This window comes from Ruminococcus sp., from assembly GCF_019417665.1.
GTDB lineage: Bacteria > Bacillota > Clostridia > Oscillospirales > Ruminococcaceae > Ruminococcus_C.
This window is the reverse complement of the sequence record NZ_DXUU01000120.1, coordinates 1-2,497: the sequence shown is the minus strand read 5'-3', so window position 1 is coordinate 2,497 and position 2,497 is coordinate 1. Positions and strand designations below refer to the sequence as shown.

The following is a 2,497-nucleotide window of genomic DNA, read 5'->3' as shown; positions in this document are numbered from 1 at the left end:
ATACTTTTTGTACACTTTCTGGCGAATTGTTGTATGGTTTACTTGACTTTTTACACGCCGTGTGTTTTCAAAATATACTGCACAATATCTGTGTTGACCGACTCATTTTTCTTTCTTGTTTTTGCAGCGGCGGCGAAATTTCTGCTTGCATTTCTCATTACTGTTTTACTGAAACTGTCGAAAATCTCAAGTTTCAGCTGATCATCATGCGAGGGAGCAGACATTATTTTCCCTCCCTCCATATTCAGTTTTGAGAAGCCCTTTTTTGCCCTCCTGAAATTACTAAGACAATTGAGAGAAGCAAAATGGGAAGGTTTTAGATGTAAAATTTATATGAATAGGCAGGAGAAAGAAAAAAGCAGCATACAAAACCGGTCATTTCGCCGGATTGTATGCTGCTTGGGGACAAAAAAGGGACAAGTCCAACAGTGTTAATGTTGAACTTGCCCCGAAAAATGAAAGGAATGGAGAATCATTAGAACGGACAATTTTTATGAAAAGATGCAAGCATACAGATGTGAAAGGGAAGTGCTGGAATCGATTCTGCGTGGAAAAGTTTATTTTAATGCGCTCTTGATACTGAATAGTGGCTCCTGTCAGCTTTTCATTCAGCAAACCAATGGTAATCTGATTCCACTCTTCTTCTGTTCCGTTATAGGAAACTGCATGCGGATTTTTGCAGTTAAAAAATGTGGAATTTCCCACCTTAATCAGGGAATTTGGAATTGTAAGTGCCTCCAAATAGGTGTTTTCAGAAAAAGCGTACATTGCAACAGATGTAACACTGCTTGGAATGATATATGCAGTGTCTGTCTTTGCGGCTGGATAGATTACGAGTGTATCTTGCTTCTTGGAATACAGAACTCCATTTAGACTAGAAAAATTGGTGTTGTCTTTCGCAACCTGAATCTCCTGCAAAGCACTGCAGGAACCAAACGCATTTTTCTCAATTTTTGCAACACCAGTTGAAAGTTTCACAGACTTTAAAGAAGTACAGCCCAAAAACGCCATTTCGCCAATGGAAGTTATCGAATCCGGCACTTCGATGGATGTAATGCAGATAGATAGAATGCTCCAGCAGAGATTGCAGTAACTAGAAGTCCTTCGCAATTTCAGAGGGAATTACAACATCAGAAAACGGAATTGTCAAAGCCGGTGATCTCAATTGAATCTCCATGGTTGACATAGGTGACTGCGGAACTGTCTGTAGCATCCGTATTGGGAATTGTATAGGCATAGTATAAATAGTTCAGCCCAATATAGTCCTTGAACTCAAGCTGATAAGTTAACATTATTATACCGAATCGAATCGGCATCTACCAGTGCATAACCCAAAGTTTCATCCACTTCTGCCAGGGAGTCGATCTTGTCAGACAGAGCCTTTACTTTTCCTCCACAGACAATGCTGCATATTCCTCCGAGTTGACCAATGAATTGAGTGTATCCGTAATTTTTTGCATATCTGCCAATTCCTGCTCTGTGAACTGGCGGTAGACACGAACTATGACAGTATCGGAAGTATAGTTTTTTCCATTCACTGTATACTGTGCATAATAAGAGTAATCCCCTACCTGATTTCCGGACAGATCCAGATAATTGGAGTACACGATATCATTTCCGTACAAGTCTCCGTCATTGGGGTATGCAGCTGCACCATCATCATAAAGCACTGCCACTTCCTGATTTGTAGAAGCATCCATCAGCGAGACGGAATCCACATCCGCAGCTGTTTCAGCTATAAACAAAACTGACATTTCTTTTGAATCTACCAAAAAACGTTTGGTATTGGAACTCAACATAACATCAGTATTTATAGCAGAAACGGTAGTCCATTGGCAGAGTGTAGTAATTATGGATAAACAAACAACGCTTGAAATTATTTTCTTTCGCATAATAAATCTCACTTTTTATTGTTTTTCTAAGTTAATCATATCACATTTTATCGTAAAAATCAATGCTTTGTTCCCTAAATGCAAGTTTTAGTCCACCAAATGCAGATTTTTTCTGCCAAATAGAAAAGATGCGTGCGATTTTCTTCCCATTTAACAAATTGTCAATTTTCCCTTGTCCATCTCACAAACCGTATCGCACAGTACAGAAATATCTTCCGCCGAATGGGATGCCAAAAGAATTGTTTTCCCCTGTTCCTTTAGTTGGAGCAAATATCTTCGCATATCTTGTACACCGTCTTTGTCCAGTCCGTTCATGGGCTCGTCCAGGATCAGCAGGTCTGGGTCTTCCATGATTGCTTGTGCCAAGCCTAACCGCTGCCGCATACCCAATGAATATGCCCCTACTTTCTTTTTGCTTTTTGGAGCCAGTCCTACACTGGAAATGGCACGGTTAATCTCTTGCTTTCCGATTTTTCTACGAATTTGTGCTAGGAAATGCAGATTTTGATATGCAGTATAGCCAGGCAAAAAACCAGGAGTTTCAATAATCAGTCCCATACTCTCCGGTATTTCTCCTGGTTTTTTCTTCTTTTCCCCATTGATAT

At 40.0% G+C, this 2,497-nt stretch carries 4 protein-coding genes; all 4 read right to left on the bottom strand.

Annotated elements, in window-relative coordinates:
* Positions 1-375: 375 nt before the first annotated feature.
* Positions 376-1,110 (bottom strand): leucine-rich repeat domain-containing protein, encoded by a 735-nt coding sequence (locus tag QZ375_RS14340; protein ID WP_365729280.1) that lies wholly within the window; start codon positions 1,108-1,110, stop codon positions 376-378.
* Between the two features lie 20 nt (positions 1,111-1,130).
* Positions 1,131-1,292: a hypothetical protein gene (locus QZ375_RS14135; RefSeq protein WP_295220025.1), complete on the bottom strand. Its 162-nt coding sequence runs from the start codon at positions 1,290-1,292 to the stop codon at positions 1,131-1,133.
* Between the two features lie 90 nt (positions 1,293-1,382).
* Positions 1,383-1,745 (bottom strand): hypothetical protein, encoded by a 363-nt coding sequence (locus tag QZ375_RS14130; RefSeq protein ID WP_295220023.1) that lies wholly within the window; start codon positions 1,743-1,745, stop codon positions 1,383-1,385.
* A 297-nt stretch (positions 1,746-2,042) separates the two neighbouring features.
* A partial coding sequence (locus QZ375_RS14125) for an ATP-binding cassette domain-containing protein (RefSeq protein ID WP_295220020.1) occupies positions 2,043-2,497 on the bottom strand: 455 nt, incomplete at its 5' end.